The following is a 25,913-nucleotide window of genomic DNA, read 5'->3' on the forward strand; positions in this document are numbered from 1 at the left end:
TCAATCCAAGATCGGGGCCGAGCAAGTGGTAAGCAGTCGTAATTTAACAAAAACAAGCAAACTCGGACGTGCCGTCGTGGTATCTCTGCTGCTTGGAACCGCGCTTGTGGCCTGTTCCCAACAGGAACCGCCCTTGCCGGGCGAGCGGCTGGACCTGCGCGAACCCTTCCTGCCCGAAGGGGCAGGGACGGAACCCGCTCGGGTTGACCGACTGGCCCTGCGCGCGCCCGCTGTAAACGCTGAGTGGACCCACCGCAACGGCTCGGCGCAGCATCTGATCCGCCATCCCGCACTCGGGCGCAGCCTGTCGCGGGTCTGGAGCGTTGGGATCGGTGCGGGCAACAGCCGCAAAAATGCCATCACCGCCAGCCCTGTGATTGGCGGCGGGCGTATCTATTCGATGGATTCCGCCGGTTCACTGCGGGCATTCACCCTTGCGGGGCAGCCTGTCTGGACTCGTGACCTGACCCCGCCGAATGAGAAAAAAGGCGAGGCATCGGGCGGCGGTGTTGTGTATTCCAACGGGCTGCTTGCGATCACCACGGGCTATGGCGAGGTGATCCTGGCGGACGCGGCCACAGGCGCCATCCGCTGGCGTCACCAGATGACGGGCGCCATTTCCAGCGATCCGCTCATCGTGGGCGATGTGGTTGTAGCGGTTGCCCGTAACAACGTTGCAATCGGACTGGATATATCTAACGGACGCCTGCTGTGGCAACAGATCAGTCCGGGCGATACCTCGGGCATCGCGGGGGCAGGCGCTCCGGCGGCGGCTGGTAAACTTGCCGTTCTGCCTTTTGCATCCGGTGAAATCGTCGGAGCCGTCACCAGCAACGGGTTGCGGGCGTGGTCCGCAACCGTCACGGGCAGCAATAAGGGGCAGGCGCGTAATCTGGTCTCCGACATCTCCGGCGATCCCGTGATTGATGGCACAACACTTTATGTTGCCAACCAGTCAGGCCGCCTTGCGGCGCTTGACCGGCGCTCGGGTGACCGGCTCTGGACCGCCAAAGACGGCTCTTACTCTCCGGTTTGGCCTGCGGGCGGTGCGGTCTTCATGATCACCGACCGCTTTGCCGTTAAGCGGTTGAACGCATCGGACGGAACCGAGGTCTGGTCGGCCGAACTCCCTGATTTCAAAGCAGAACGGGATCGCCGCAAGCGGGCAACCTATGCCTATTTCGGGCCGGTTCTGGCGGGCGGACAGTTGTGGGTTGCGGGCAGCGACGGATTGTTGCGCAGCTATAATCCGGCGGATGGCGCGTTGACCGGAACGGTGGAAATTCCCGGCGGTGCGGCCTCTCAACCGGCAATCGCGGGTGGCAAATTCTACATCTTCTCGGCCAATGGCCAGTTGCACGCCTATCAATAAGCCTTTCCAATAGGGTTGCGATCCGTTAGAGCGCGGTTTCAACCCATACACAGGTTTCTAGTTATGTCTTTTACGCTGGCCATAGTCGGGCGTCCCAACGTTGGTAAATCCACTCTGTTCAACCGTCTGGTTGGACGCAAACTCGCGCTGGTTGACGACCAGCCGGGGGTCACGCGCGACCTGCGCGAAGGCGATGCCCGCCTTGGCCCGCTGCGCTTTACGGTGATCGACACCGCCGGTTTGGAAGAAGCCACCGACGAAAGCCTGCAAGGGCGGATGCGGATGCTGACCGAACGGGCCGTCGAAATGGCCGACATCTGTCTGTTCATGATGGATGCCCGCGCCGGTGTTATGCCCGCCGATCAGGTGTTTGCCGAAATCCTGCGCAAGAAATCCGCGCGGGTGATCCTTGCCGCGAACAAGGCCGAAGGCAAAGCCGGCGAGACCGGATATTACGATGCGTTTTCCCTTGGTCTGGGCGAACCTGTGCAGCTTTCTGCCGAACACGGCGAGGGCATGGACGATCTGCTGCGGATGCTGGAACCGCTGGCCAAGGAATTTGAAGACCGCCAGATCGAACCGGAAACCGATGTGGATGTCTCCGACGAGCATGAGGATTTTGAGGATGAGGATGTGGAAATCACCTATTCCGCCTCCAGACCCCTGCAAATTGCGGTGGTTGGCCGCCCGAATGCGGGTAAATCCACGCTGATCAACAAAATTCTCGGTCAGGACAAACTGCTGACCGGCCCTGAAGCGGGCATCACCCGTGATGCGATTTCGACCAATGCCAACTGGGACGGTATTCCGTTTCGGATCTGGGATACCGCCGGAATGCGCAAGCGGGCCAAAGTGCAGGAAAAGCTGGAAAAGCTCTCCGTCTCCGATGGGCTGCGCGCGGTCAAATTCTCCGAAGTCGTGGTGGTCCTGCTTGATGTAGACATCCCGTTTGAACAGCAGGACCTGCGTATTGCCGATCTTGCCGAACGGGAAGGCCGCGCTGTTGTGGTTGCGGTGAACAAATGGGATCTGGAAGACGACAAACAGGCTAAGCTGAAGGAATTGCGCGAAAGCTTCACCCGTTTGCTGCCCCAGTTGCGCGGCGCACCGATGGTGACGGTTTCCGCACGCACCGGCAAGGGGCTGGACCGTCTGCACGCCGCAATCCTGAGCGCGCATAAAGTCTGGAACCGGCGGATCAGCACGGCGCGTCTGAACCGCTGGCTGACCGGAATGCTAGAGGCGCACCCGCCACCCGCACCGGGCGGTCGCCGCATCCGCCTGCGCTACATGACACAAGTAAAGACCAGACCGCCGAGCTTTGTGATTATGTGTTCGCATCCGGATCTGGTTCCTGAAAGTTATAACCGTTATCTTATCAATGGCTTGCGGGCCGATCTTGATATGCCTGGAACACCGATCCGCCTGTTCATGCGCAGTCAGTCGGACAAAAACCCGTATCGGGACAAGAAAGAAAAGAAAGTGACCAAGTTGAACAAACACACCGAAGGTCGCTATCGCAAAGAGGCCGGACGGGGCGTCAAACCCAAGTCTTAAAACGGCTTCTTCTGGCAAAAAATATCCCCGCCGGAGGCTCCCGTACTCTCGGGCTCCGGCGGGATCAGTTGGCAGGCTCTGCCATGTCCTCGGGCAGTAGCGCCATAAACTCTTCGCGTAATGCCAGCGCACGTGCATTTCCGGTGCCGCCAGCCAGCAGGTTGTCATGCTCGAATGGATCACGCTGGTGATCATAAAGTTCCTCTGAACCGTCCCAGTAGAAAATATAGCGATGTGTGGCGCTGCGCAGGGATAGCGCGGTCTGTGCCAGACCCTCCTTGCTCTGCTGCGTCCAGACCGATCCTGCATACCCGCGCATCGCCGCAGTTTCGCCTTTTAGCAGCGGCAGCAGGTTCTGACCGGAAAACTGCGGCACAGGGGGCTGTCCCGCCACTGCCATCAGCGTCGGGGCAATATCAATCAGCGACACCGGCTCGTCGTAGCGTCCTGCTGCAATCTGCGGTCCCGCGATCATCAAGGGCACTCGCAAGGACCGCTCCCACAGGGTGAATTTGTGAAATGCCAGCTTTTCGCCCAGTTGATAGCCGTGATCGGACCAGAGTAACAGGGTTGTATTCTCCCACAGACCCGCATCGTCCATATGGTCCAGCACCCGCCCAAGCAGATAATCCGCATAGGCGACAGAGGCGAGATAGGCTTTGAGAAAATCCTGATATTCCCCTGTCCGGCTGACGATGCGGCGGAACTGGGCGCGGCTGTTGGCATAGGCCTTGCCAGCGGCGGACAGGCCTGATTGGGGCGCCTCTGCCGTTGGGTCAAAGCTGTTTTGCCCCAGCCCCGGTGGGTTGGCCACTGTGTCGGGCAACATGTCAAAAAACCGCTGCGGCACCACGAAGGGCAGGTGCGGACGGTAGAGCCCCAAGGCCCAGAACTGCCCCTGACTGCCGCGTTCCATCCGCGCAATCATCGCACTGGTGTTTGCATCGTCGTACAGATCATCGCCATCGGGAATGGCCCCGAAGTCTATGGAGGGGCCGAACTTGCCGGTTTTCGCCAGACGGCTGATCGGCGGGAACAGTTCCGAATTGCTTTGGGGGAAACTGTCCCAATCTTCATAGTCGAACTGCGGCTTGTTGACATGGAACACTTTGCCAAGCCCGTGGGTTTCAAATCCGGCGCTGCGCATCCGACCGATCAGAGAGAGCCGTTTGCCCTTTGCGTAATGGTGGTGCCACTTGTGTTTATTCTCATAAACGCCTGTTTCCCAAGGGTTTTGCCCGAAAAGCGCTGCGGTTCGTGCGGGGGAGCAGGCAGGCGCCGGACTATAGGCTTGGGTAAACACGGCGGCGCGTTTTGCCAGCCGTGACAGGTTCGGCGTTATCGCATCCGGATGCCCGCCAAGGGGTTCGATCCAGTCGTTCAAATCCTCGATCGAGAACAGCAGGATATTCTGGTGCGGCTTATCCATGATTTTTAACCATGACGCTTATTCACGATGGGCGGTCTGGGAAACGGGGATGGCGAAATCTTCGGGCAGCATCAACTGATGGGCCTCACGTATAGCGGCAAGTTCGGGGTCCTTTGCCGCAGTCGGATCAGCCAGCAGGTTCACATGCTCGAACGGGTCGCTGCGATGGTCGTAAAGCTCCTCTCCGCCATCCCAGTAAAGAATATAGCGATGACTGCGGGACCGCGCTGACATCGCCAGTTTCGGACTGTCGGTCTTGAACTCGCGCCCCCAAACCGCCACAGCGCTGCCCCGCATTTCTGCACGGGTATGATCCATGACGGGAGAAAGATCCTGCCCTTCAAACTGCTCCGGCAGGGGCAGCCCTGCGCGGGCAAACAGGGTGGGGGCGATGTCACATAAGGAGACGGGTTCGTGCACCTGACCTGCCTCAATACCGGCGCCTGCGAACATCAAAGGTACGCGCAAGGCCCGCTCCCAAAGCGTGAATTTGCGGAAGGCCAGTTTCTCGCCCAATTGCCAACCGTGATCGGACCAGAGCACCACCAGCGTATCCTCCCACAGGTCACAAGCATCCATCCGGTCAAGCACCTTGCCAAGCAGTTCATCCGCATAGTTGATTGAGGCGAGATAGGCTTTCAGCAGGTCTTTATACTCGTCGTTGCGCCCCAGTATCCGGCGCAACATGGCGGAATCATTGGCAATCATTTTACCGGACTCCGGCAGCGGATCATGCAGCGAGGTATTGGCCGGATCAAACCGGTTCAGCCCCAATCCCGGCGGATCGGTAATAACCGCGGGGAAGCGGTCAAAATACTTTTGCTGCACCAGAAACGGCAGGTGCGGCCGATACAGCCCCAGTGCCCAGAACTGGCCCGTAGCCTTGGGTTGCAGGCGTTCGACCAGCCAGTCGGTGTTGTGGTCGTCGTATTGCAGGTAGCCTTCTTCCAGCGGACCGAAATCCGTATAAATGCCCACTTTGCCGGATTTTCGGGTCTTGCTGATCGGCTCAAACCCTTCAATCTGGATGTCGTTGTAACTGGTCCAGTCGCTGTGATCGAAATGCTTGGGGGCTACGTGGAAAACCTTGCCTGCGCCGTGGGTATCAAAGCCCGCATCGCGGAACCGCCCGATCAGGGACTTCCGTGCGCCGGGTTCAAAAAAATCGTGCCATTTGTGGTTGTTGGCATAAACGCCGGTAGACCAAGGATGACGGCCAAACAGCGTAGAGGTGCGGCTGGGCGAACAGGCGGGCGCCTCGGCATAGGCGTTCTGGAACACCTGCGCACGGGCGGCGAGACGGGTCAGATTCGGGGTGATCGTGTCGGGATGGCCGCCCAGCGGTTCTATCCAGTCGTTCAGATCCTCAATCGACAGAAAGAGGATGTTTTTAACCTTTGATGTGCGCACGATCCTGCCTGCAGACTGTTTTTTTCGCAGTCTGCTGGAAACCGTCGGGAAAGGGAAGGGGGATTGCACCCCTGCGTTGCAACCGGACGGGTCAGATTGTGCGGGTCAGAGCAGCGCGACGAGTCTTGCGGCTTCGCTGGCGCAGGGCGTCAGGGCTGCGCGGTCTTCGCCGGGATAAAACCGTGCCCGTGTCGCTGTGGGCATCGGGGCCGGTTCAAAACCGATAACCTTGCGCCCGCGTCCCGAACCTTCGGCCGCCCAACTGTCAAACAATGCTTTTTGCGCGGCCTTGGAGGCGCCGTAAGCGGCGAAGAATTTTTCTCCGGCACGGGGGTCAACGCAATGGACAGCGGTGCCTTTGCGGGCCTCTAACAGCGGGTCGATGTTCACGATCAACTGCTGCGCCATACGCACGTTGGTGTTGAACGTATTGTCCCAATCCTTTTGCGCGGCATGGTTCGCAGGCGACAGAGGCGGCGCGTGATTAATGCAATGCACCCACAAATCCAGCCCGCCCCAACGCTCGTGAATTGAAATGCACAGCCGTTTGACCGCCTCTTCGTCCTTCACGTCCAGCGGCACCAGCGTGGTGGTGCCGCCTTTGGCTTGAATACGGTCATCCAGCTCTTCCAGAGCGCCGGTGGTTCGCGCCAGAGCAATCACGTGATGGCCTTTGGCGGCCAGTGCTTCGGCCGTGGCAGCGCCCAGCCCGCGCGATGCGCCGGTTACAAGTGAAACAGGTTGGGTCACGTCTTACTCCGCTGCTTTCATCAGAAAGCCTTTTTCGATCTGGTCTGCCGGTTTCACCGGATATTCGCCGCTGAAACAGGCGTCACAATAGGCCGGAGACGCATTGTCACGGCCGATTTCAACGCCACAGGCGCGGTAGAGCCCGTCAAGCGTGACAAACTTCAACGAAGCCACTTCCAGATGGTGGCGCATTTCGTCCTCGCTCATGGTGGCGGCGAGCAGTTTTTCCCGCTGTGGCGTGTCTACACCGTAAAAACAGGGCCATGCCGTAGGCGGTGAAGCAATGCGGAAATGGACCTCGGCAGCGCCGGCATCCAGTATCATTTCCTTGATCTTGCGCGAGGTCGTGCCCCGCACAACCGAGTCGTCCACCAGAATGACCCGCTTGCCTTTGATCAGGGCGCGGTTCACGTTCAGTTTCAGACGCACGCCCATGTTGCGGATCTGCTCTGTCGGTTCGATAAAGGTGCGGCCCATATACTGGTTGCGCACGATGCCCATCGCGTAGGGAATGCCGCTTTCCTGCGAATAACCGATGGCGGCCGGCGTGCCGGAATCCGGAACGGGGCAGACCAGATCAGCCTCGACCGGAGATTCCTTGGCGAGTTCGACACCGATCCGGCGGCGGGTCTCATAGACGGATTGACCGCCAAGAATACTGTCGGGACGGGAGAAATAAACGTGTTCAAAGATACAGGGACGCGGTTTGGCTTTCTCAAAAGGGTAAGAGCTTTCGATACCCTTGGCCGAAGCGATGATCATCTCGCCCGGTTCCACTTCGCGGATGAACTCTGCACCGATAATATCGAGCGCACAGGTCTCAGATGACAGCACCCAACCGTCCCCGAGTTTGCCCAGAACCAGCGGCCGGACCCCCAGCGCATCGCGCACACCGATTAGTTTGGTGCGGGTTTGGGCAATGACGGAAAACGCGCCCTCAACACGGCGCAGCGCGTCTTTCAGACGTTCTGGCAGCGTGGACTGGTAGGAACGGGCGATCAGGTGGATGATACATTCACTGTCGGATGATGACTGAAAAATCGACCCGCGCGAGATCAGCTCTTTGCGCAGGGAATCCGCATTGGTCAGGTTGCCGTTATGGGCAATCGCGCAACCGCCAAGAGAGAACTCTCCGAAGAAGGGTTGCACGTCGCGGGCTGCGGTGTGGCCCTTGGAACCGGATGTGGAATAGCGCACATGCCCGATCGAGTTTGATCCGGGTAAGGTTTCCATCAGGGAAGCTTTGGTGAAATTGTCGCGCACATAACCAAAACGCCGTGCGCTGTTGAAACCGTGTTCGGGGTCATAGGCAACGATCCCGCCGGCTTCCTGCCCGCGGTGTTGCAGGGCGTGCAGCCCCAGAGCAACGAAATTGGCGGCGTCCTGGACGCCGATAACACCGAAAACGCCGCACTCCTCTTTGAGTTTGTCGTCGTCAAAAGGATGGGAAAGAAACGGCTTGGTCTGACTCAGCATGGGGAGATTCCGAGATTGGCAGCAGGTAGGCAGGGTATAACCTGCAAGCCGGTGAACGTCTATGGCCGAGTGTTCATCAAAATGTCATACCAAATGTCGCAGCGCAACCAGCGTGGAGCGCGACCAAAGACGTGCGCAAGGCATGTGCGCAACAAAAAAACGCGCGCCGGATGATCGCGGCGCGCGTTTGTCAGAAAGGGTGCGGGATCAAATCCTGCAAGGTGGCTCAGGTTTCAGAGGTGTTCTCTGGTGTAGAGGGCGTTGTGATCCCCGTATCGGACGGACCGTCAGCGCCACCACCACAGGTGCCAACAAAGGCTTCATAGCGGTCTTGCAGCCAGGTAGGGACCTCGGTGGGCAGCATTTCTGCCAGACGCGCCTGACTTTCGGACAGAACCGCGCGGGATTTGCTATTTTCAACAATCTCCAGACGGTCGCCCGCAGGGAAGATATTGTCATAAAGGATAAAGGCAATCAGCACCAGCAACAGCCCCCGTGCAACACCAAAGAGGAAGCCGATCCCCTGATCGACACCGCCGATGGCGGATTGCTGCACCATGCCTGAAAACAGCGGCGTGAAGATTGACACCACGATCAGCGCAACCGCAAAGATGATCGCGAAGGCAACGATCAGGGACAGTACACAAGAACCGCCGATAATGTCGGAGACAACGGGAATTTCCTTAACCAGAGGTTCCACCTGCGGTGTCAGCACATAGGCCACCACAGCGGCGATGATCCAACCTGCAATGGACAGGACTTCGCGAACAAAGCCGCGCGAATAGGCCAGAATGGCCGAAATTAGAACAACAACAGCAACGCCGCCGTCCACCAGTGTGAAACCTTCCATGGTATCCTCTTCTTCAGGCCTCTATGTCGCCAAAGCAATCAGCGATAAACGTAGCCACATCATTCACTTTTTTTAACGTCATGCCAGATGTGCTGGCAAGTTTCATGCGGGATGGCGCAAACGCGCCACTAAAGCCAAGCTTGGCTGCCTCTTTCAAGCGGGCTTCGGCCTGAGAGATCGGGCGCAATCCGCCCGACAGGCTGATTTCGCCAAACACCACCAGATCCCCCGGAAGACTGGTGTCCTGACGGGCCGAAATCAGCGCCGCCGCCACGGCCAGATCGGCTGCAGGCTCGGTTATTCGCATGCCGCCAGCCACGTTGAGATATACGTCCATCCCCGCAAAGGACAATCCCGCGCGGGATTCCAGCACCGCGAGGATCATTGACAAGCGGCCGCTGTCCCAGCCCACCACCGTGCGCCGCGCATTGGCCAGCGCGGATTGCGCCACAAGCGCCTGAATTTCCACCAGCAGCGGGCGGGTGCCTTCGATACCGGCAAAGACCACTGAACCCGGGGCCGGTTTTTCTCGATCAGACAGAAACAGCGCCGAGGGGTTGGTGACTTCCTCAAGACCGGCACCGGTCATCTGGAACACCCCGATTTCATCCGCAGGGCCAAAGCGGTTCTTCACGGCGCGCAGGATACGGAACTGGTGGCCGCGCTCGCCCTCAAAATAAAGGACCGTGTCGACCATATGTTCCACGACGCGGGGGCCGGCGATCTGGCCTTCCTTGGTGACATGGCCCACAAGGATCACCGCCACACCGCGGCTTTTGGCAAAAGTGGTTAGTTCATGGGCAACGGCGCGGACCTGCGACACGGAACCGGGGGCACTGTCAATGTGATCGGCCCACATGGTCTGGATCGAATCAATCACCACCAGATCGGGCTTTTCCGCCTCAAGCGTGGTCAGAATATCCCGCAGGTTGGTTTCAGAGGCCAGTTGCACCGGCGCCTGTGTCAGGCCCAACCGTTGCGCACGCATCCGAATCTGGCTGGCGGCTTCCTCTCCGGAAACATAAATCGCTTTCTTGCCGGTCATGGCAAACCGCGCGGTGGCCTGTAGCAGAAGGGTGGATTTCCCGATGCCGGGATCGCCGCCCACCAAAATGGCAGATGCAGGGACCAAACCGCCCCCCAACACACGGTCCAGTTCCTCTATCCCGCAGTTGGAACGAGGCAGGGGCGCGTCTTTGGTAGTAAGGTCGGACAGCTCTATCCGGCGGCCCTTGGCGGCACCGATGGTTTTACCCTTGGGACCAGCGGCCAGAGGCGCCTGTTCCTGAATGGAGTTCCACTCACCACAAGCATCACAGCGCCCCGCCCATTTCTTATGGGAGGCACCGCAGGCAGAGCAGGAAAAAGCGAGAGATTGTTTGGCCATAGGCGCAAATAGGCCAAAGCGGGTGGCAGGATCAAGCTCTTTGATCGGGGTCCGGCGTTTTGTCGATCAGGGTGATAGCGTAAGAGACGAAAACGCACGCAGTGAACAGGTACAAGCCCCAGCCGGTTTCCAGTCGGCCAACGCCAATGCCCTTGGCCGCAACGATATAAATCGCGATCAGGAAAACATCTGCCATGGCCAAACGGCCAAGCATTATCAGGACAGGTTTGAGGCGGCGCGACATCAGGTTGAACTGGATCAGGGACGTGCCGATCACCTTGGCCAGAGGGGCTACCAGCGCGAGAAACGTGACCAGAAGGGCGAGAAACACGTCCTTTTGCCAGAGCGCCTGAAGGCCGGATATGACGCTGATTTCATCCAGCGCAAAGAACGGCAGCAATCCCGCCCGCAGCAGCGGTGCAAACCATGCAACGGGGAAGAGGATCAGAAGGCAGAGATTGGCGGCTTTGAGCATCGGTGCCACGGGGGCTGGGGACGGGTGGGTATAAAGATGAGTATTTGTGGAACATTGAAGCGGATCAGCGCACGGCCTCTATCGGGCCTTCGGCGCGGGCGTTGATAAACTGGTCGAGATAGGGATCGCCGCTGCTGTCCATTTCGGATACAGGGCCGGTCCATTGGACAACCCCTTCGTGGAGCATGGCAACTTTATCGGCAATGGCGCGGACGGATGACATATCGTGGGTGATGGTCATGGCGGTTGCGCCCATTTCCACGACGATCTCGCGGATCAGCTCGTTAATTACGCCGGACATGATCGGGTCGAGTCCGGTAGTGGGTTCATCAAAGAAGATAATATCCGGTTCCGCTGCAATGGCGCGGGCGAGGCCGACACGTTTTTGCATGCCGCCCGAAAGTTCGGCGGGAAATTGGTCTGCCACTTCGGGCTTCAATCCGACACGTCGCAGTTTTTCAATGGCCACATCGCGGGCGTCAGATTTGGAGAGTTTTCCCTTGCCGCGCAGCAGACGGAAGGCGACGTTCTGCCAGACCGACAGGCTGTCAAACAGTGCACCGCCCTGAAACAGCATGCCAAACTGCGCCAGAAACGCATCGCGGTCGCCCTCGGTTGTATCTGCGCCATTCACAAGAATCTGGCCGCTGTCCGGTTGCACCAGACCAAGCACGGATTTCAGCGCAACCGACTTGCCGGTGCCCGATCCGCCAATGATCACCATGCTTTCGCCCTGTTCGATGGTAAGGTTAACACCGCGCAGGACGTGATTGTTTCCGAAAGATTTTTTGACGTTGATAAGCTGTATCATGAGGTGAAGAATATCTCTGTCAGAAGGTAGTTGGCAGCGAGGATCAGCACGCTGGCGCTGACCACGGCATTGGTTGTGGCGCGGCCCACACCCTGTGCGCCGCGGCCCGAATTATAGCCGTGATAGCAGCCCATCAGTGCGACGATAAACCCGAATGCGGCGGCTTTGACCAGACCGGAGAAGACGTCTTCAAACTCCAGAAAGCTCCAGGTGTTGTTGATGTAGGTGGCGGCGTTGAAACCGAGCCGCTGTGTGCCCACCAGAAAGCCGCCCATGATGCCGATGACATCTCCGATAAAGGCAAGGATCGGCATGGCGATTGTGGCGGCGAGCACGCGGGGCACCACCAGATATTTCATTGGGTTGGTGGATAGTGTCGTCAGCGCGTCGATTTGTTCGGTCACGCGCATCGTGCCAAGTTCCGCAGCAATAGAGGAGGAAACCCGCCCTGCAACCATCAAGCCGCTTAGAACCGGACCAAGTTCGCGCACCATTGCGATTGCGACCACGGAAGGGACCACAGCTTCGGCGCTGAAACGGGCACCGCCGGAATAGATTTGCAAGGCCAGAGCACCGCCGGTGAACAGGGCGGTTAATCCCACAACAGGCAGGGAAAAATAACCGATATGCAGCAACTGGCGGCCAAATTCCGCCAGATAGAACGGCGGGCGCAGCAGGTGGCTGATGGTCAGAACGGCAAATATTGCGATGCGCCCGATCGCGGCGCAGAGCCCGAGCACAGACCGCCCGATGCTGCCCAGAAAGGCGTCAAGGAATGTAAGTGCCTGCATAATCTACCCTTTTTTGCGGTGTTAACCGGATTTAGACTGTTAAGCCAGCCGGTTTCGCGATTCCGCGACGCTGTTTTACCCCTTGTAGACGCGATTGTAACGCGCGCCAAGGGAGGTGAGAATTTCATAGCCGATGGTGCCAGCGGCATCCGCCAGATGGTCCACGGTCTGGATGTCGTTCAACAGGTCAAGATGATCGGGAATGGTTTCAAGCTCGGTCACGTCAACGGTGATCAGATCCATCGACACTCGGCCAATCAGCGGGCAGGGGGTGTCACCGGCGTAAAGGTTCAGATTGCCGTTGCCGATGGCACGGATCAACCCGTCCGCATAGCCTGACGCGATGGTCGCCACCTTGCTGTCCCGCGTTGCTGTCCAGTTCGCGCCATAGCCGACAGTCTCGCCTTTTGTAACGCGGCGGGTCTGGATCACGGGGATCGCCAGACCAACCACCGCTTTGGCATCACCGAAAGGTGCGCCGCCGTACAACCCGACACCGGGACGGTTCAGGTCAAAATGGTAATCGGCCCCAAGCAGGGTGCCGCCCGTTGCCGAGAGGGATTTGCGGGTGGTCAGCCCGTCGGTCATGGCGCGGAAACAGTCCAGTTGCGCCCTGTTCTGCGGGTGGTCCGGTTCATCGGCGCAGGCCAGATGAGACATGACCAGTTTCGGACCAGCTGCGGTGATCTGCGCCTTCAGACTGGCAAATTCCGCAGGCTCCATCCCGAGCCGGTTCATACCGGAATCAAGCTGGATGCCGAATGCCTGACCAATGGGAAGAAACTCGTTAACCTGTTCAGGGGAATTCAGGAGCGGGATCAGGTTGTGGGCTTTCAATAGCGCCGCATCATCCCCGCAACACCCTGAGAACACGTAGATTTCCACGTCCGGACCGGCGGATTTGCGAACTGCAACACCTTCTTCTGCAACGGCAACAAAAAAGGTTTTCGCTCCCGCTTTCGCCAGCGCCCCTGCCACATGCCCGGCATCCAACCCGTAACCGTCTGCCTTTACCACTGCGGCGGTTTCCACAGACAGGGCAGAGCAAGCGTCGAGCGCCCGCCAGTTTGCCACAAGATTTTCAAGGTTAATGGTTAGGGTTGCTACAGCCATGACGTGTTCCTTTTCTTGCGAGATGTAGGGACACCAGAGCATTGCAGAGGTCAAGAGGATTTATCGGCGCAACCGGCCTGCGCGGGACGCGGGGCCGGGACCCCGCGCCATTATGGATCGGTTTAATATTCTTCTTCGCGGTCTCTTTGCCACGGTTTGGCCAGATCGCTGAAGCGGGTGAAGCGGCCTTCAAACGCCAGATCGACCGAGCCGATGGGACCGTGACGCTGCTTGCCGATAATGACTTCGGCCTTGCCCATCAGTTCTTCCATTTCGGCCTGCCAGGACATCATCTTTTCGGCTTCGTGTTCTGCCGGTTTTTCCCGTTCCTTATAGTATTCACCGCGGTACACAAACATGACACAGTCCGCATCCTGCTCGATCGAGCCGGATTCCCGAAGGTCCGAGAGTTGCGGGCGTTTGTCATCACGGCTTTCCACCTGACGGGACAGCTGGGACAGGGCGATCACGGGGATGTCCAACTCTTTCGCGATGGCTTTCATACCTTGGGTGATCTCGGACACCTCGTTCACGCGGCTGTCTTTGGCCGAGGCGGGGCGCACAAGCTGCAAATAGTCGATGATCAGCACGTCCAGACCGTGGGTCCGCTTCAAACGGCGTGCGCGGGCGGCAAGCTGGGAGATCGGCAACGCGGCGGTGTCGTCGATGAACAGCGGACAGTTTTCAAGATTTTTCGCGGCTTCAACAAAGCGGCGGAATTCCTCTTCGGTCATGTCACCGGCACGGATTTTGTGGGATTCAACCTCGGAGGCTTCCGACAGGATACGCGCGGCTAGCTGCTCTGCGGACATCTCAAGCGAGTAGAAACCGACAACGCCGCCTTCGACCGCGCCTTCCTTGCCATCGGGCGTAACGCCCTTTTTATAGGCTTTGGCGATATTATAGGCGATGTTGGTCGCCAGCGAGGTTTTCCCCATAGAGGGGCGTCCTGCAAGGATCAGAAGGTCGGATTTATGCAGCCCGCCCAGTTTGGCGTCCATGTCTTTCAGGCCGGTGGAAATCCCCGCAAGCCCGCCGTCCCGCTGGTAGGCGGTGTTGGCCACATTCACCGCTTCGGTCACGGCTTTGAGGAAGGACTGAAAGCCGCTGTCCACGCTGCCCTGCTCCCCTAGCGCGTAGAGCCGTTGCTCGGCGGCGACGATCTGTTCCTTCGGCTCGTCATCCACGCTCATGGCGGTGGCTTTGGCGCTGATTTCCTCACCGATGGCAATCAGGTCGCGGCGGATCGCCATGTCATAAATCATCTGCGCATAGTCCCGCGCGGCAAAGATCGACATGGAGGCACCGGCAAGACGCACCAGATAGGCCGGACCACCCAATTCTGCGAGCCCCGGATCCTCTTCAAGAAACGCTTTGATCGTCACGGGCGAAGCCAGCGCGTTCTTCTGGATGCGCCGTGCGATCACTTCGAAAATGCGTCCGTGGACCGGATCATAGAAATGGGTTTCATTCACCAGAGAGGCAATGCGGTCATAAACTTCGTTATTGACCAGCAAAGCCCCGAGAAGCGCCTGTTCCGCTTCGATGGAATGGGGCAAGGGGGCCGATTTTTCACTGCTTTCAGGGATCGGACCGGGGTCCGGTATTGCTGCGATTCCGCTCATCTCGTCCTCTTTTTTTGATTGCCAGCAATGTGGGATATTAGGCGGTAAATGGCAATCTTCAAAACAGGGCGGATTCTATGTGGATAAGGGGAAAAAGCGGTTGGATTGGCTGGCTTACACAGAGACATTCACAGCGAAAAATATTTACGCGTGGAATGGGGTGCCACAAAATATAGTGGAAAACTTTTGCATCAATACAATTCGTGCTAGGTTTACCCCGTGAGGACGCGAATCGGGTGTGGGTTGTCTGCGTGCAAATCCTCGTCTCGGTGATGCGCAAGCGGATCCGATTTTTGTGCGCTGGCCACCCAACATTGCTAACTCCGGTTAGGCTCGGACTGTTGTTCTCTAAACTGCCTCATGACTGTCCTTCCCTCCGAGGTCGGCGGTCATTTATCAGGTGCACTTACCCGGCTGCTACGGCAGCCGGGTTTTTTATGGGGATTTGCGACTTAGGACGCGGACCAGTACAACGGGAATCCCGGATCAAACAGGGTGACAGGGCCTTCGCCGGTTTCGATCTTTTGGGGATAAGCCACCGGGGTATCGTGTTTCGTAAGGGTCAGCGTGGCTTCGTTTTCCGGCAGGCGGTAATAGGCCGGACCATTCAGCGCGGCGAAGGCTTCCAGATTGTCGAGCCTGTTTTCCTCTTCAAAAACATGGGCGAGACAGGCCATCGTGTTGGTGGCAGAAAACACGCCCGCACAGCCACAATCACAGAGTTTGTTCGGATCGGTATGGGGCGCTGAATCGGTGCCAAGGAAGAACCGTTCGTCCCCCGATGTCGCAGCGCGGCGCAGGGCAAGACGGTGTTCTTCCCGTTTGGCAACCGGCAGGCAGTAGTAATGGGGTTTGATGCCGCCCACCAGCAGGTTGTTCCGGTTGATGATCAGATGGTGCGTGGTGATGGTCCCGGCGAGGTTTTCCTCGGCCTCACTGATGTAATCAATCCCGTCACTGGTGGTCACATGCTCCATCACGACACGCAGTTCCGGCAGGCGGCGGCGCAGGGGATCAAGTTTCGTGTCGATGAACACAGCCTCGCGGTCGAAAATGTCCACATCTGCATCGGTGACTTCGCCGTGAACACACATGGGCAGGCCGATTTCGGCCATTTTCTCTAGCACCGGCATCGCCTTGTTGATGTCTTTCACACCGGAGGCGGAATTTGTGGTGGCACCGGCGGGGTAGAGTTTGACCGCATGGATCAGCCCGTCGGCAAAAGCGGCAGCCACATCTGCCGGATCGGTGGTTTCGGTCAGATACAGCGTCATCAGCGGCTGGAAATCACTGCCTGCGGGCAGGGCGGCGAGGATGCGCTCTTTATAAGCTGCAGCGTCTTTGGCGGTGACAACAGGGGGCACCAGATTTGGCATGATGATCGCGCGAGCAAAGTCGCGCGCGGTTTCGGGCAGAACGCCGCGCAACATATCCCCGTCGCGCAAATGCAGGTGCCAGTCGTCGGGGCGGCGGATGGTAAGGCTGGTCATGCGAGAATGCTCCTGTGTTGTTGCCTGCTGATACAAAACTCAACGGCTGGTGGGCAAGGAGTTTCGGGCGGTTGCATTACGATGCAGCGGGTCGGGTGAGTATTTCTAGAACATTGAAGGGTGGGAAAATGACGTAATGTCGGGCGAATGGGGCTTGTTTCCGGGCGGCGGGCTTGCTAGCGATTGCCTATTCTCAGGGCGGGGTGCAATTCCCCACCGGCGGTTACAGCCCGCGAGCCTGTCACAGGGCAGATACCGGTGAAATTCCGGAGCCGACGGTATAGTCCGGATGGAAGAGAATGGAGCTGTGTTCCCGTGTCGGGAGCAGAGGTCTGAACGCTCTGGGTCTTGTCTTGTTGAAAGAAAGGAACAGAGCAATGACAAAACCCGCTAAAATCGCTTTTATCAAAGCCCGCTGGCATGCGGATATTGTGGATCGTGCTTACGAGGGATTTCTGGCCGAGATGCCGGATGCGGACGTAAAGCCCTTCGATGTGCCCGGCGCGTTTGAAATGCCGTTTCTGGCCAAGAAACTGGCCGAAACTGGAGAGTTCGACGCAGTCGTTGCGGCGGCATTGGTTGTGGATGGCGGGATTTACCGTCACGATTTCGTCGCCGCTGCGGTTGTGGACGGGTTGATGCGGGCGCAGATGGACACGGGCGTGCCGGTGTTTTCCGTCAGCCTCACCCCCCATCACTATCAGGAAACCGCCGAGCATGAGGCGTTCTACAAGGCCCATTTCGTCAAAAAGGGCGCCGAGGCTGCGGCTGCGGTCAAATCGGTACTGGCGATGTAATCCATGCCAACGGGCGGCGCGTTTACTGGCGCGCTGCCTCCATTGCGGGGATCAGTTTCTCGCGGATGATGCGCTGGGTCACAGGTCCGGCTGCACGCATCAGGATGGTGCCATCAGCGTCAAGCAAAAACGTCTCTGGCACGCCGTAGACCCCCCATTCCAGCGCCGCGCGTCCGTCAACCGATGATGCCCCCACATAAGGGTTGCCCAGTTCGTCAAGGAAGGCCAGCGCGTTGGTGGCGTTGTCTTTGTAGTTCAGCCCGATCACCGGCATGCCGTTAGCGGCCAGTTCTGTCAGATTGGGATGTTCGACGCGGCAGGGACCACACCAGCTTGCCCAGAAGTTCACCAGCTTGAAATCACCACTGCGCAGCATGTCTTCGGTAGCGGGCGGCAGATCCCCGAGGGGATCAACCTGCAAGACGGGGGCCGGTCTGCCGATCATCGTAGAGGGCAGCGCATCCGGATCAGAGCGGTTCAGCCCCAGCAGGAAGGTTGCAGCAATCGAGAGAAACAGCACGGGCGGCAGCACCACCCACGGGGAAATGCGTTGGAACATGCGGCTCATTTACGGCTCTTTCGTTCAGCGTCTTCAAGGGTTTTGCGGGCCTTCGCGGATTGGCGCAGGCTGATCACGATCAGCCCGACCAGCAAAAGCAGGGCAACAGCATAGGCAGAGAGCACATCGCTGGCGTATTTTCCAAGATCAGGGATCATCTGGTGGCCTCTCGTGCGAGAACCGCGCGGCTGCGGCGCAGGCGGATGTGCATCCTTGTGCGCAACAGAACAAGTGTGACGAACAGGCAGATAAACCCGACAATACAGATCAGTAGCGGATAATAGTAACTGCCGTCGATGGGGCTTTCTTTGGTGGCGGTCAGGGTCGCGCCCTGATGCAGCCCCTGATTCCACAGGTTCACCGCATAGCGGGACAGCAGCGCAAAGACAGAGCCAACCATGCACAGGATAGAGGTCAGATCGGCGGCGGTGTCGTCATCCTCAACTGCTTGCCACAGGGCGAGATAGCCGAGGTAGAAAACGAAAAGGATCATAAAAGAGGTCAGCCGCGGATCCCACGCCCAATAGGTGCCCCACATCGGTTTGCCCCAGATCGCGCCGGTAAACAGGGCAATCAGCGTCATGGTAATGCCAATCGGTGCGGCAGCCCGTGCCGCCAGTGCCGAGACATGATGCCGGCGCACCAGCCAGACCAGAGAGGCCACCAGCATCATCAGCCAGATGTTAATTGCCATCAAAGCCGCAGGCACATGCAGGAAGATGATCTTGACCGTGGAACCTTGTTTGTAGTCATCCGCCGTAAAGAAAAACCCCCAGACCAGACCGGTCAACAGAAGCGCGGCGGACAGAAGTGTGGCGGACGGCAGAATACGGCCCGAGAGAGCCATGAACTTAACCGGATTTGCATATTCCCAGAGCGACATAGACCCGTGTTTAGCGGGTTTTCACACCTCCGCCAATGGACATCGGGTCACAGGTTCGTAACCCGCCCGATGTCCTGATGTGGGAAGGTTCAAATCAGTAGCGGCCGAGCTCTACCCTCGCCGCACCAAGCGCTTTATTCTTGCCGGTCATTGCAAAGACATCAGCAAAATACCTGTTCCCTTTTCCGCCAGAACACGGGGGGAGATAGCCTTTGGAGGCGTATTTCCCACTGCTGCGGGCTTTGGAGGCTATGAAAATACCGTTTGGCAGTTTTTTCACATTGGCCGGGATTGCCGGAAGCTGCGCTTTGGAGCCTTTCACCGGAAAGCCGATGGCGCCGTGGCCGCCTTTGGTAGACAAGGGCTTGTAGTCACGGTCGTTATATTGAACCAGAACCCACTCTGTGCCGGCGGGCAGACCGCTGATCACCATGGGCGGTGTCGCCCCGTTTCCACCAAACAATTTGCACTGTTGACCGGCGGGGATTTTCTTGCCGTTCCAGCCTCCGGCGAGTTTTACTTTGAAGTCAGCGGCGAGGACGGGGCCAGCGGCCAGAGACAACGCAGCGGACAGGAGGATGGCGCGGAAAGGTGACATGGAAATTCCTATTAGTTAGTTTATTAAACAAGTTTCATTATAAAATTTGTGATGTTTTCATCAACGCAAATTTGCCCGCAGAGCCATGGCTGCGGCGGCAGGGATCAAGGCTAGAGTCAGCAGGGTTAAGCCGCTTAGCAGTGCGAGCGAGGCAACAGGGGATTGTCCGGTCACAGCACGCGTAACGACTTGCGCGCCAAGGATCAGGGTGGGGATGTATAGCGGCAGCACCAACAGGGACAACAACAGCCCGCCCCGTTTTATGCCGACCGTAATCGCTGCACCAAACGTTCCGATGAAGGAGAGCGAGACCGTGCCGACCCCAAGGCTCGCGATCAGCCAGATATACCCCTCAACCGGCAGCCCAAGCAAATAGCCAAGCGGGGCGCTGGCTAGGGTCAAGGGCAGGCCGGTGGTGATCCAATGGGCGGCGGCTTTGGCGCTGACCAGACCTGTCAGCGGAATCGGGGAGGTGGCAAGCGCCTCAAGCGTGCCGTCCTCTGCGTCCAGTTGGAACACACGGTCCAGCGAGAGCAGACAGGCCAGCAATGCGCCGATCCACAGGATGCCCGGTGCAATCCGCGCCAGCACCGCGCGGTCCGGTCCGACGCCGAACGGCACGAACATCACGAGGATCAGAAAGAACGCCAGCGCCAGACCAAAACCCCCGCCAGAGCGGACGGCCAGCAGGATGTCCCGTTTGAACAGCGCCAGCATTAATAGGATCCTTGCAGGAACGGGTCGGCTTCGCTCTCTGTCTGTGCGTCCCGCAGGGCCGCGAAATCTGCCACATTAAGACTGCGGGCTTGGGGCAGGGCGATGTCCAGATGGGTTGAGATAATCGCGATGCCGCCGCTGTCGCAATGGGTTTGCAGAATTTCGGTGAAGCGGGCGACATGGGCGGTATCAAGGGCGGTGGTGGGTTCGTCCAGCAACCAGATTTTACGCCCCGACACATGCAGACGGGCAAGGCCAAGCCGTCGTTTTTGACCGGCTGACAGCGTGGCGGCGGGACGTTCAGACAGATCGTCCAGATCAAAGCGGGTCAGCGTGTCCTGTGGCGCGTTCTGATAGATTCCCTGCCAGAAGGTCAGGTTTTCCGATACGGTTAACTGGGGTTTTACCGCGTCCAGATGGCCGGTGTAGACCAAATCCTCGGGTGCTGTAGACATCGTGCCACGGGGCGCGGGGCTTAACCCTGCTAGCGTGCGCAAGAGGGTGGTTTTGCCCGCACCGTTCGGGCCGCGCAGGATCAGGCAATCGCCAGCGTCGAGCGAAAAGGAAACCCCGCTCAAAACGCGTCTTTGCCCGCGCAGGCAGTCTAGATCGGTGACGGTCATCATGGGCGAAGCCTTACGGGAATTGGCGGCGCGGGGGAAGGGACCAAAGGGCGCAGGTTAGAGCAGCCCCCATTTGCGGAACAGCCAGACCAGCAGGCCGCCCATCGCCACCAGACCCACCGTCACAAGGGCAAAGGCGCTGGGGTTTTCAGTGCCCGGAATGCCCCCCACATTAATGCCGAGCAATCCGGTGATCAAACCAAGGGGCAAAAAGATCGCCGCGACAGAGGAGAGAATAAACATCTGCCGGTTCATGGTTTCAGACCGTTTGTCGAGAATCTGGTCGTGTACGACCTGTGCACGGTCGCGGATCGCGTCGAGTTCCTCGGACAATAGGGTAATACGCTCGGTGGCTTCGCGCAGACGGGCGAGATCGGCATCGGACAGCCACGTAAAATCCTCGATCAGCAGGGTGGTCAGCGCATCCCGTTGCGGCATCATATAGCGGCGCAGGGTGATGGCGGTGCGGCGGATGTCCCCCAGATTGCTGCGGTCGGGCAGGGTGCCATCGTCCAGAATCATCTCTTCGATACCGTCAAGCTGCTCGTTCAGTTCAGAAACAGTCGGTTCGGCGCGATCCGCCAGCCGCTGGGTCAACCGCCCGAGGAAATCCCCCGGACTATGGGCCGTGTGGCCGCTGGTGGCCCCTGACTGGATGTCTTCAAGGGCGCGCAGCCGCCGTTGGGCATAGCTGACGATACAGTTTTGCGTCACCCAAAGGCGGATCGACACCATATCCTCGGCCCGCGCTCCTTCGTTCAGGTTAACGCCGCGCAGGATGATCACTGCACCGTCCCCGTGGGGCGTGCAACGGGGGCGGGTATCCTCTGCGGTGATGGCTGCCTCGATCATCGGGGGCAATTGCATCTGTTCCAGCCAAGGGGCGGTGGAGGGGTCTTCACGCACCAGATGGACCCAGAGAAATCCGGTTTCGGGCGGGGCAGGTGCGGCGTTAGGATCAAGTGCAACAGCAGCGCCAGCGCCGTCAAACAGGAAGGCGCAACTGGTGTGGGGGGCGGGATGACTGGCAACAGTGTTCATGCCGCGACATTGCCTTTCAATCAATGGGATGTCATCTACAAATGCAGTTTTGCAGCGCAGGTTTGACGCCTGACAAACTTGTGTAATTCAATCGGGAAATGCAGGGGGGCGCCAATCCGCCAGCCCCTCGGCGGTTTATTGTGCACAATTGTATACCGACACCCTTGCAGGACTCGGCAAAATGGTGCATTGACGGGCCAGCCAGTTCTATTCACCCAGTTTCGGAGGACCAACATGACCGTATCCGTCGGCAACGATACCAGCAAAACCCGCAAAACCCTCAGTGTTGATGGCGTTTCTGTGGACTATTATTCCATTCCTGCGGCCCAAGAAGCAGGTCTGGGGGATTTTACCAACCTGCCAGCGGCGCTGAAGGTTGTTCTTGAAAACATGCTGCGCTTTGAAGATGACGGGCGCACGGTTTCCGTGGACGACATCAAAGCCTTTGCAAAATGGGGCGAGAACGGTGGTAAGAACCCGCGCGAGATCGCCTATCGTCCGGCACGCGTGTTGATGCAGGACTTTACCGGGGTTCCGGCTGTTGTGGATCTGGCAGCGATGCGGGACGGGATTGTGGCGCTTGGCGGAGACGCAGAGCAAATCAACCCGTTGAACCCTGTTGATCTGGTCATTGACCACTCTGTTATGATTGACGAATTTGGCAACCCGCGGGCGTTCCAGATGAACGTGGACCGCGAGTATGAGCGCAACATGGAGCGCTATACATTCCTGAAATGGGGTCAAAGCGCGTTTAACAACTTCCGTGTTGTACCGCCCGGAACCGGTATCTGTCATCAGGTAAACCTTGAGTATCTGTCCCAGACCGTCTGGACCGACGAAGACCAGAATGGCGTTGAAGTGGCCTATCCGGACACTCTGGTGGGCACAGACAGCCACACAACAATGGTGAACGGCGCGGCTGTTCTGGGTTGGGGTGTTGGCGGCATCGAGGCCGAAGCAGCCATGCTCGGCCAGCCGATTTCCATGCTGATCCCCGAAGTTGTCGGGTTTGAACTGACCGGCGCAATGGTCGAAGGCACAACAGGCACCGACCTTGTTCTCAAGGTTGTGGAAATGCTGCGCGAAAAAGGCGTTGTTGGCAAATTCGTCGAATTCTACGGCTCCGGTCTCGACAAACTGCCACTGGCAGACCGCGCAACAATCGCCAACATGGCACCGGAATACGGCGCGACCTGTGGTTTCTTCCCGATCGACGCCGAAACCCTGCGCTACATGCGCACGACAGGCCGCGACGAAGCCCGCATCAAGCTGGTCGAAGCCTATGCCAAGGAAAACGGCATGTGGCGCGATGCGGATTACGCACCGATCTACACCGACACCCTATCCCTCGACATGGGCACCATCGTTCCGGCAATCTCCGGCCCGAAACGCCCGCAGGACTATATCGCACTGGACAAGGCCAGCACCACGTTCAGCGAGTATGTCAAGGGTCAACGCACGGCCAAAGACACCAGCGAACGGGCGGAAGTCCGTTGGGAAGGTGAGGGCGGACAGCCCGAACCCCGCGAGATTCCGGGCGATGAAGGCCACCACCAACGCGGTTATGTTGCCACCGATGAGGGCAACTACCAACTGCACGACGGGTCTATCGTTATTGCCTCCATCACATCCTGTACCAACACATCCAACCCTTATGTGATGATCGGTGCCGGTCTGGTGGCGCGGAAAGCCCGTGAAAAAGGTCTGACCCGCAAGCCTTGGGTGAAAACCTCCCTCGCGCCGGGCAGTCAGGTGGTTTCGGCCTATCTGGAAGCGGCCAACCTGCAGGAAGATCTGGACGCCATCGGCTTTAACCTTGTGGGCTACGGCTGTACGACCTGTATCGGGAACTCCGGTCCGCTGGAGGCTGAAATCTCCAAGGCCATCAACGACTACGACCTGATCGCTACGTCGATCCTGTCGGGCAACCGGAACTTTGAAGGGCGGATCAGCCCTGATGTGCGCGCCAACTATCTGGCCTCTCCGCCACTGGTTGTTGCCTACTCTCTGGTGGGTGACATGAATGTGGACATCACCAAAGAGGTTCTGGGGCAGGACAAAGACGGCAATGACGTCTATCTGAAAGACATCTGGCCTTCCACACAGGAAATCGCAGAGCTGGTCGAGCAAACCGTGACCCGTGAAGCCTTCCTTGAGAAATACGCCTCTGTCTTTGAAGGTGACGAGAAATGGCAAGCCGTTGAGACAACGGACAGCCTGACCTACGACTGGCCTGCATCGTCCACTTACGTGCGTAACCCGCCATATTTCCAAGGTATGTCCAAAGAGCCTGCGACCGAGATCAGCAGCATCGAAGGCGCGAAGGTTCTGGCGTTGCTGGGCGATATGATCACAACCGACCATATCTCTCCGGCGGGGTCGTTCAAACAGTCCACACCGGCCGGTCAATATCTGACCGACCATCAGGTGCCTGTGCGCGAATTCAACTCTTACGGCTCCCGTCGCGGGAACCACGAGGTGATGATGCGTGGGACATTTGCCAACATCCGTATCAAGAACGAGATGCTGGACGGTGTTGAAGGCGGTTACACCAAAGGTGTCGATGGCGAACAGACCTCGATCTATGATGCGGCTATGGCCCATCAGGCCAACGGCACGCCGCTGGTGATCTTTGGCGGTGTTCAATACGGTGCCGGTTCCAGCCGCGACTGGGCGGCCAAAGGGACTGCGCTGCTGGGTGTGAAAGCGGTCATCGCTGAGAGTTTTGAGCGGATTCACCGGTCCAACCTCGTAGGGATGGGTGTGGTACCGTTTGAATTCACCGGCGACGACACACGTAAATCACTGGGTCTGACCGGTGAGGAAACCGTGTCGATCAAAGGTCTGGAAAGCGTGAAACCTTTGCAAGAGGTTCTGTGTTCCATCACTTACCCGAACGGCGATGTGAGAGAGATCACGCTGAAGTGCCGGATCGATACCGAAGTGGAAATCGACTACATCAAAAACGGTGGCGTTCTGCACTATGTGCTGCGCAATCTGGCGAAATCTGCCTGATTTCACTGGTAAAATACCGAACGGAAAAGGCGTCCCTTGCGGCGCCTTTTTTGTGTCTTGAGGGCGGGTTTTGGATATTTGATCTAAAAAGAGGCGGGGCGATCAGGATAAAACCGCGCGGTAGAGTTCCCTGCCGCTAAAGACTTTTGGTCCGCCCTGACTGGCTTGCCGGATCAGCTCCACCAGTCTGGTGTTCACGGGCGCGACCTGACCGGTGGCGGTGGCCAGATCGACGATTTCGCCGTTGATCGTGTCGATCTCTGTTGGCTTGCCCGCAAAAAGATCCTGCGCCATGGAGGTTTGCGACTGCGGGTCGAGTTTTTGCAAGCGGAGCGCGATGCTGTTGAACAGCCAATCCGGTGTGCGCAGCATCTGGACAATGCGACGGGCGGACAGGGGGCCGGATTTTGCATGGGCGATCTGCGCGCCTTCATAAACATCCAGCGCCTCTTGCAGCGCGGCGGCATAGACCAGACGGTAGGGGCGTTCACGCAACTGGTGGTACAGGGATTTGCCAGAGAGCGCGTTTACCGGATTATTAAGGTTGAGCAACAGCTTGCCGTATTGCACCGCGCGAATGTCATTGCTCAGTTGGATATGTTCAGTGCCGATATGTCCGATCAGATCCTCAGTTGCAGCAGAGCGTTCCAATACCACCTGCCCCACGGAGGAGCGGCGCAGGGTCCCGCTATCGCTCCAGACCACGTTGAACGGCACCATACCGGCGGAAATGACTTGCTCAGGCAGGGCAGCCCTGAGTCTGCGGGCGGGGGCGATACCGTTGAGCAGACAGAGGACCGGCGTATCGGTGGCGCTATGGCTGCGAATATCTGCGATTGCCGATTCGAGCGCCGTTGATTTCACCGTCACTACAATAAGCCCCGCAGTTGCGAGCGTTTCGGGATCACAGTTGATCAGTGGATTTTGCGCCAGTTCCGCACCGCTGAAACGGGGGCCGTTTTCCACGCTCAGGCCGGTTTTAGGCAGGTTTAGCAGCCGGTCCCGCCCGAGAAGGGTGACAGGCACCCCTTTCGCGGCCCAATGAGCGCCGAGATAGCAGCCAATCGCGCCAGCGCCCAGAATTACGACAGGAGATCGCGGTGAGATCATAGCATGTTCCAAAGTTGTCCGGCGTCTTCCCATC

General features: G+C 58.4%; 24 protein-coding genes and 1 riboswitch. Of the genes, 4 read left to right on the forward strand and 20 right to left on the reverse strand.

All coding sequences use genetic code 11. The annotated features are described in order from the left end of the window. Window positions 1-76: 76 nt before the first annotated feature. Window positions 77-1,372 (forward strand): outer membrane protein assembly factor BamB family protein, encoded by a 1,296-nt coding sequence (locus tag BFV97_RS07905; protein WP_069299928.1) that lies wholly within the window; start codon window positions 77-79, stop codon window positions 1,370-1,372. Window positions 1,373-1,435: 63 nt separating this feature from the next. Next, the gene (der, locus tag BFV97_RS07910) at window positions 1,436-2,929 is read left to right on the forward strand and encodes a ribosome biogenesis GTPase Der (RefSeq protein ID WP_069299794.1); all 1,494 of its coding nucleotides are present in this window, start codon (window positions 1,436-1,438) and stop codon (window positions 2,927-2,929) included. A 64-nt stretch (window positions 2,930-2,993) separates the two neighbouring features. Here der and BFV97_RS07915 read toward each other — a convergent pair whose 3' ends face one another. The 12 genes from BFV97_RS07915 to pyrC all read right to left on the reverse strand — a co-directional run bounded on the left by BFV97_RS07915 (window position 2,994) and on the right by pyrC (window position 16,536). Beyond that, window positions 2,994-4,358 (reverse strand): sulfatase, encoded by a 1,365-nt coding sequence (locus BFV97_RS07915; RefSeq protein WP_069299795.1) that lies wholly within the window; start codon window positions 4,356-4,358, stop codon window positions 2,994-2,996. Between the two features lie 18 nt (window positions 4,359-4,376). Further along, complete coding sequence (locus tag BFV97_RS07920) at window positions 4,377-5,768, reverse strand: sulfatase (protein ID WP_069299796.1); 1,392 nt, start codon at window positions 5,766-5,768, stop codon at window positions 4,377-4,379. A gap of 105 nt (window positions 5,769-5,873) precedes the next feature. Continuing rightward, entirely contained in the window at window positions 5,874-6,518 is a 645-nt protein-coding gene (locus BFV97_RS07925) for an SDR family NAD(P)-dependent oxidoreductase (RefSeq protein ID WP_069299797.1), read from the reverse strand. A gap of 3 nt (window positions 6,519-6,521) precedes the next feature. Then, window positions 6,522-7,994, reverse strand: a complete 1,473-nt coding sequence (purF, locus tag BFV97_RS07930; protein ID WP_069299798.1) for an amidophosphoribosyltransferase — start codon at window positions 7,992-7,994, stop codon at window positions 6,522-6,524. 226 nt (window positions 7,995-8,220) lie between these two features. After that, window positions 8,221-8,844, reverse strand: coding sequence for a CvpA family protein (locus BFV97_RS07935; RefSeq protein WP_069299799.1), 624 nt, complete (start codon window positions 8,842-8,844; stop codon window positions 8,221-8,223). Between the two features lie 13 nt (window positions 8,845-8,857). Continuing rightward, window positions 8,858-10,231 (reverse strand): DNA repair protein RadA, encoded by a 1,374-nt coding sequence (gene radA / locus BFV97_RS07940; RefSeq protein WP_069299800.1) that lies wholly within the window; start codon window positions 10,229-10,231, stop codon window positions 8,858-8,860. Between the two features lie 31 nt (window positions 10,232-10,262). Next, a complete protein-coding gene (locus BFV97_RS07945) occupies window positions 10,263-10,706 on the reverse strand; it encodes a paraquat-inducible protein A (RefSeq protein ID WP_069299801.1) in 444 nt (147 codons plus the stop codon). A gap of 64 nt (window positions 10,707-10,770) precedes the next feature. After that, window positions 10,771-11,517: an ABC transporter ATP-binding protein gene (locus BFV97_RS07950; protein ID WP_069299802.1), complete on the reverse strand. Its 747-nt coding sequence runs from the start codon at window positions 11,515-11,517 to the stop codon at window positions 10,771-10,773. Beyond that, window positions 11,514-12,308, reverse strand: a complete 795-nt coding sequence (locus tag BFV97_RS07955) for an MlaE family ABC transporter permease (protein WP_069299803.1) — start codon at window positions 12,306-12,308, stop codon at window positions 11,514-11,516. Before BFV97_RS07955 ends, BFV97_RS07950 begins: the two co-directional genes overlap by 4 nt. Window positions 12,309-12,383: 75 nt before the next feature. After that, on the reverse strand, window positions 12,384-13,421 hold the full coding sequence (gene alr, locus BFV97_RS07960) for an alanine racemase (protein WP_069299804.1): 1,038 nt from the start codon (window positions 13,419-13,421) through the stop codon (window positions 12,384-12,386). Window positions 13,422-13,543: 122 nt separating this feature from the next. Then, window positions 13,544-15,046, reverse strand: a complete 1,503-nt coding sequence (locus BFV97_RS07965; protein WP_069299805.1) for a replicative DNA helicase — start codon at window positions 15,044-15,046, stop codon at window positions 13,544-13,546. Between the two features lie 452 nt (window positions 15,047-15,498). Continuing rightward, entirely contained in the window at window positions 15,499-16,536 is a 1,038-nt protein-coding gene (gene pyrC / locus BFV97_RS07970; protein ID WP_069299806.1) for a dihydroorotase, read from the reverse strand. 185 nt (window positions 16,537-16,721) lie between these two features. Further along, window positions 16,722-16,841, forward strand: a riboswitch (FMN riboswitch). Between the two features lie 72 nt (window positions 16,842-16,913). On the opposite strand from pyrC, the gene BFV97_RS07975 reads away from it, so the two are divergent. Beyond that, window positions 16,914-17,333: a 6,7-dimethyl-8-ribityllumazine synthase gene (locus tag BFV97_RS07975; RefSeq protein WP_069299807.1), complete on the forward strand. Its 420-nt coding sequence runs from the start codon at window positions 16,914-16,916 to the stop codon at window positions 17,331-17,333. Window positions 17,334-17,355: 22 nt separating this feature from the next. On the opposite strand, the gene BFV97_RS07980 is transcribed toward BFV97_RS07975, so the two are convergent. The 7 genes from BFV97_RS07980 to BFV97_RS08010 form a co-directional block, all read right to left on the reverse strand. Next, complete coding sequence (locus BFV97_RS07980) at window positions 17,356-17,901, reverse strand: DsbE family thiol:disulfide interchange protein (RefSeq protein WP_245667657.1); 546 nt, start codon at window positions 17,899-17,901, stop codon at window positions 17,356-17,358. Further along, window positions 17,898-18,050, reverse strand: a complete 153-nt coding sequence (gene ccmD, locus BFV97_RS07985) for a heme exporter protein CcmD (RefSeq protein WP_069299808.1) — start codon at window positions 18,048-18,050, stop codon at window positions 17,898-17,900. Before ccmD ends, BFV97_RS07980 begins: the two co-directional genes overlap by 4 nt. Further along, the gene (locus BFV97_RS07990) at window positions 18,047-18,775 is read right to left on the reverse strand and encodes a heme ABC transporter permease (protein WP_069299809.1); all 729 of its coding nucleotides are present in this window, start codon (window positions 18,773-18,775) and stop codon (window positions 18,047-18,049) included. Before BFV97_RS07990 ends, ccmD begins: the two co-directional genes overlap by 4 nt. A gap of 94 nt (window positions 18,776-18,869) precedes the next feature. Then, window positions 18,870-19,373, reverse strand: coding sequence for a hypothetical protein (locus BFV97_RS07995; protein WP_069299810.1), 504 nt, complete (start codon window positions 19,371-19,373; stop codon window positions 18,870-18,872). Window positions 19,374-19,433: 60 nt separating this feature from the next. Next, complete coding sequence (ccmB, locus tag BFV97_RS08000; protein ID WP_069299811.1) at window positions 19,434-20,090, reverse strand: heme exporter protein CcmB; 657 nt, start codon at window positions 20,088-20,090, stop codon at window positions 19,434-19,436. Then, the gene (gene ccmA, locus BFV97_RS08005; RefSeq protein WP_069299812.1) at window positions 20,090-20,716 is read right to left on the reverse strand and encodes a heme ABC exporter ATP-binding protein CcmA; all 627 of its coding nucleotides are present in this window, start codon (window positions 20,714-20,716) and stop codon (window positions 20,090-20,092) included. The genes ccmB and ccmA overlap by 1 nt, the downstream gene beginning before the upstream one ends. A 54-nt stretch (window positions 20,717-20,770) precedes the next feature. Continuing rightward, on the reverse strand, window positions 20,771-21,754 hold the full coding sequence (locus tag BFV97_RS08010; RefSeq protein ID WP_069299813.1) for a zinc transporter ZntB: 984 nt from the start codon (window positions 21,752-21,754) through the stop codon (window positions 20,771-20,773). A 234-nt stretch (window positions 21,755-21,988) separates the two neighbouring features. Here BFV97_RS08010 and acnA point away from each other — a divergent pair, with 234 nt between their 5' ends. Then, window positions 21,989-24,769 carry an aconitate hydratase AcnA gene (gene acnA / locus BFV97_RS08015; protein ID WP_069299814.1) on the forward strand — a complete coding sequence of 927 codons (2,781 nt, stop codon included), beginning with the start codon at window positions 21,989-21,991 and terminating at the stop codon, window positions 24,767-24,769. A 102-nt stretch (window positions 24,770-24,871) separates the two neighbouring features. Here acnA and BFV97_RS08020 read toward each other — a convergent pair whose 3' ends face one another. Then, complete coding sequence (locus tag BFV97_RS08020) at window positions 24,872-25,879, reverse strand: 2-dehydropantoate 2-reductase (protein WP_157888283.1); 1,008 nt, start codon at window positions 25,877-25,879, stop codon at window positions 24,872-24,874. Between the last annotated feature and the right edge of the window lie 34 nt (window positions 25,880-25,913).

The organism is Neptunicoccus sediminis (assembly GCF_001719615.1).
In the GTDB taxonomy this organism is placed as follows: Bacteria; Pseudomonadota; Alphaproteobacteria; order Rhodobacterales; family Rhodobacteraceae; genus Amylibacter; species Amylibacter sediminis.